5 protein-coding genes are annotated in these 4,080 nt (G+C 68.1%); 2 read left to right on the top strand and 3 right to left on the bottom strand.

Translation table 11 applies throughout. From position 1 onward, the window contains the following. The coding region (locus QRO93_RS14430) for a hypothetical protein (RefSeq protein ID WP_285304267.1) at positions 1-821 on the bottom strand (821 nt) is incomplete at its 3' end. A gap of 210 nt (positions 822-1,031) precedes the next feature. On the opposite strand from QRO93_RS14430, the gene QRO93_RS14435 reads away from it, so the two are divergent. Beyond that, the gene (locus tag QRO93_RS14435) at positions 1,032-1,433 is read left to right on the top strand and encodes a hypothetical protein (RefSeq protein WP_180880400.1); all 402 of its coding nucleotides are present in this window, start codon (positions 1,032-1,034) and stop codon (positions 1,431-1,433) included. 153 nt (positions 1,434-1,586) lie between these two features. Here the strand turns inward: QRO93_RS14435 and QRO93_RS14440 are convergent, their stop codons facing one another. Both QRO93_RS14440 and QRO93_RS14445 read right to left on the bottom strand, forming a co-directional pair. Then, positions 1,587-2,294: a YceI family protein gene (locus QRO93_RS14440; RefSeq protein WP_180880399.1), complete on the bottom strand. Its 708-nt coding sequence runs from the start codon at positions 2,292-2,294 to the stop codon at positions 1,587-1,589. 75 nt (positions 2,295-2,369) lie between these two features. After that, positions 2,370-2,960 (bottom strand): malonic semialdehyde reductase, encoded by a 591-nt coding sequence (locus QRO93_RS14445; protein WP_180880397.1) that lies wholly within the window; start codon positions 2,958-2,960, stop codon positions 2,370-2,372. 126 nt (positions 2,961-3,086) lie between these two features. On the opposite strand from QRO93_RS14445, the gene QRO93_RS14450 reads away from it, so the two are divergent. Next, positions 3,087-4,046, top strand: coding sequence for a mitochondrial fission ELM1 family protein (locus QRO93_RS14450; protein WP_180880396.1), 960 nt, complete (start codon positions 3,087-3,089; stop codon positions 4,044-4,046). Positions 4,047-4,080 lie beyond the last annotated feature (34 nt).

Below are 4,080 nucleotides of genomic sequence, written 5' to 3' on the forward strand. Positions count from 1 at the left end.
GCAGGAACCTGCAGCTGCCGGCCAGCGGCCGGCACTACCGCGCTGGATGGCACCTGCCGGGTCCACCCGAACCGCCGCGCGGCCCAGATCTCCAGCGCTATCAACAGTGCGATGACCAGCAGCGGCAGCAGCAGCCCGAAATACACGCCGGGCATCATGCCGTTGATCTGCGCCTTCACCAGCCGCAACACGCCCCGGGTGTGCAGCAGCTCATCGACGTGCATGGTCAGCGCCTCGCGCACTACCTTGGGCTCCAGGCCGAGCGTGCCAGCCTTGTCCACCAGCGTGTCTTCCACCATGCCCCGCAGCAGGCCTTCGCGCACCTTGCCGATCACCCAGCCGGTGCCGCGCGCCAGCGGGCCGTTGCCAAGGCGGTCGAGGCCGGGCAGCGGGTGTTCGCTGAGGTAGGCCGAGGCGATGGTGTCGGCCACATCGCCCACCGTGCCCTGGCTGCGCAATGCCTCGCGCATGCGCGGGTCATCCAGTGAATCGGTGAAGCCTTCGCTCCAGCCTTCCACCAGCGTCTGCAGGTGCGGCTGGAAATGATCGAGCTGCTTGAACAGCGCGCGGTGCGCACCGGCAGTGAAGCCCAGTTGCAGGCCGAAGAAGGCGGTGGCCAGCGGCAGCAGCACCACATAGCTGGCCAGCAGCCAGTGATGCCAGCGCGTGCGCCGCTGCAACCAACCGCGGCGGTGCAGCCAGCGCCAGCCGAGGATGCCCAGCGCCAGGCCCAGCAGCGTGCCGAGCACACTGCCGCCCAGAAGATCGAGCACGCTCAGGCCCGTCCAGAATTCGTTCAACCAGTACTGCGCGTCCTGCATGGGTCTTCCTTCCGTGGGTGAAACAACAGCCTATTGTAGAGCCGAGCCCATGCTCGGCGGCTCTCCCAGCCGCCATTGATCAATGCCCTGCGCTACGCGCGATGAGCCGAGCATAGGCTCGGCTCTACAGGGATTCCGACACCCGGTTCAACGCATTACCCGGCCAGCAATGCGACAATCGCGCTCCTTTCCTGCAGCAACGAGGCCCACATGGCCAAACTGACCCTGGCCAGCGTGGATGCGCTGCGTACCCGCTTCGCCGATGACGCCGCCTGCGATGCCGCGCTGGCCGCCTTCACTGACACCGCCGCCCTGCGCGTGCCGCTGCGTGAGCTGGTGGAAGCGCAGCACCGCTACCTGCAGGCCGAATTCGAAGTGGCGCAGGTAGCCGATGTGCTGCGCCGCGACCAGAAGTACGCACCGGTCGGCCGGCCGTCGATCAACATCGTGCAGCTGCGCAAGCAGCAGGCCGCGACCAAGCAGGCCGCGTTGATCGCACGTCAGGTGGTGGCGCAGGCCGCGCAGACCTTCGTGCGCGTGAGCGGGCTGGCAGTGAAAGCCAAGCAGAGCCCGAGCGAGGCGTGTGCGGCGTGGATGGGCGCGCTGCGCTGAGCGCGCGTACCCGGTAGTGGCCAACCTTGGTTGGCCTGCACAGTGCCCGCGTGCCAACCAAGGTTGGCATCTACCAGGGCGTGCCCACCCCAATAAAGAAGGCCCGCTTTTCAGCGGGCCTTCTGCCTTCTCACGACGAGTGAGCGGGGTGCATCAAGCAGCCGGCTTTTCGCCGGTGGCTTCGGTGGTGATGCGGATCTTCACTTCATCGCTGACGTTCGGGGCGTAGGCGCCGACGCCGAAATCGCTGCGCTTCAGCGTGGTGGTGGCATCGAAGCCAGCCGCCGGAACCTTGGCCATCGGGTGCTCGCCGCCGCCGTTGACGGTGACGTCCAGGGTGACCGGCTTGGTGATGCCCTTGATGGTCAGGTCGCCGGTGACGGTCAGCTTGTTGGTGCCGGCCGCTTCCACCTTGGTGCTCTTGAAGGTGGCATCGGCGAACTTGGCGGCGTCGAAGAAGTCGGCGCTCTTCAGGTGTTCGTCGAACTTGGCGGTGAAGCTGTTCAGGCCGCTCAGCGGCAGCTTCACTTCCACGGTGGACTTGGTCACGTCTTCGGCGTTGTACACCAGGGTGCCTTCAACGTTGCCGAAGTGCGCGCTGGGGTTGGAGAAGCCGAAGTGGCTCCACTGTGCCAGCACGTCGGTGTGGCTCGGGTCCAGCTTGTAGGTGCCCGAGGCGATCTTGATCGCTTCGGCAGCCGGCGCGGCAGCGGCGGCATCAGCGGCCGGGGCGGCAGCCTGTTCGGTGGTGGCCGGGGCAGCAGCATCAGCGGCCGGGGCAGCGGTGTCGGCCGGCTTGGAGCAGGCGGCGATGGCCAGGGTCAGGGCCAGCGGCAGCAGCAGTTTACGGGTGGCGCTCATCTGAGGAACTCTCCGGATCGTAGGGTGGGTGCAACAGGGGCCGCCAAGGTGACGGCCCGAAACCGATACAGCGACTTACGCGATGCGCGCCGCTTCGTCGAACGACAGGCGCGGCAGACGCGGGAACAGGCCCGCCGGGTCACCGTAACCCAGGTTGACCAGGAAATTCGACTTGATCGAGGTACCGGCGAAGAACGCTTCGTCCACCTTGGCCGCATCGAAGCCGGACATCGGGCCGGCATCCAGGCCCAGCGCGCGCGCGGCCAGGATCAGGTAGGCGCCCTGCAGACTGCCGTTGCGGATGGCGGCTTCGTGGCGGCCTTCCTGCGGGCCGTCGAACCAGGCCTTGGCATCGGCGTGCGGGAACAGGTACGGCAGCTTTTCGTGGAAGTCCAGGTCGAAGCCGATGATGGCGGTGACCGGCGCGGCCATGGTCTTGGCCAGGTTGCCTTCGGACAGGGCCGGGGCCAGCTTGGCCTTGGCGTCCTTCGAGGTGACGAAGACGAAGCGGGCCGGCGTGGTGTTGGCCGCGGTCGGGCCCCACTTCACCAGGTCGTACAGTTCCTGCAGCAGGCTGGCCGGGACCGGCTTGTCGAGGAAGGCGTTCTGGGTACGGGCAGTGCGGAACAGCTGATCGAGGGCAGCAGCGTCGAGCGCGTGGGACATCGGTGGATCTCCAGGGCGGCGAAGGGAAGTCAGTGCCCGCGGGCGGCGCGGGGCGAATCGACGAGCCGCAGTGTAGAGTGTCGCGACTGTTGCAACACCCAGCAGGGCTGAAACGAATTAATGCCAATGGTGAAACGATCGAGCGCACCCTGGACGGTCACTGACGGCCGCGCGGGCAATGTCCGCCAGGCGGTTGCGCTGGCCTCGGCGTTGCGCCAGGGCACCCATCGGCCGCTGGTGCTGCAGCCGCGCGCACCCTGGCGCTGGCTGTCGCCGCGGCGCCTGCCCGGCGATGTGAACGGCTACGGCGAAGCCTTCGCGACACTTGCCGCCGAGGCCCCGGCGCTGGCGATCGGCTGTGGCCGCCAGGCCGCCGGTGCCCTGCGCGTGCTGCGTGCGCGCGGCAGCCAGGTGGTGCAGATCCTCGATCCGCGTATCAGTGCCCGCCATTGGGATGTGGTGGTGGTGCCCGAACACGACACCCTGCGCGGCAGCAACGTGCTGACCCTGCTCGGCAGCCTCAACCCGGTGGACGACGACTGGCTGGCCTGGGGCCGCGCCGCGTTCGCCGGCTTCAGCACCCTGCCCGGCCCGCGCACTGCATTGCTGGTGGGTGGGCCAACAGCGCTGGCGCCGTGGGACGAACCGGCGATGGTCGGCGTGTTCCGCGCACTGGCCGAGCAGATCCGCAGCGAGGGAGGCAGCCTGTTGGCCACCACCTCGCGACGCACGCCGCCGGCCTTGGCCGAGATCCTGCGCGCGACCTTCGCCGACCTGCCGCATGTGATCTGGGGCGATGGCGGCGACGGAGTGAATCCGTATGGCGGCCTGCTCGGCTGGGCCAACCGCGTGGTGGTCTCGCCGGATTCGGTGAACCTGCTCTCTGAAGCCTGCGCCACGCGCATGCCGGTGAGGGTGGCACTGGCCGATACCGCACAGGGACGGCTGGCACGCTTCCAGCAGCAGCTGCGCGAACGCGGGCGGTTGCAGGAACGCTGGCTGGACTGGCAGTACGACCGCATCGAACCGCTGCGCGAAACCGCGCGGATCGCCGCGGAGGTGAACCAGCGCCTGGCATCAAGGTAGTGCCGGCCGCTGGCCGGCAGCGCGGTATGCATTA

It is taken from the genome of Stenotrophomonas maltophilia group sp. Smal17 (genome assembly GCF_030237045.1).
Taxonomy (GTDB): Bacteria; Pseudomonadota; Gammaproteobacteria; order Xanthomonadales; family Xanthomonadaceae; genus Stenotrophomonas; species Stenotrophomonas forensis.

Bases quoted from the DNA above. Each gene is read 5' to 3' on its own strand.
- QRO93_RS14435 (WP_180880400.1), top strand. From the start codon at position 1,032: ATGGCCAAACTGACCCTGGCCAGCGTGGATGCGCTGCGTACCCGCTTC.
- QRO93_RS14440 (WP_180880399.1), bottom strand. From the start codon at position 2,294: ATGAGCGCCACCCGTAAACTGCTGCTGCCGCTGGCCCTGACCCTGGCC.
- QRO93_RS14445 (WP_180880397.1), bottom strand. From the start codon at position 2,960: ATGTCCCACGCGCTCGACGCTGCTGCCCTCGATCAGCTGTTCCGCACT.
- QRO93_RS14450 (WP_180880396.1), top strand. From the start codon at position 3,087: ATGGTGAAACGATCGAGCGCACCCTGGACGGTCACTGACGGCCGCGCG.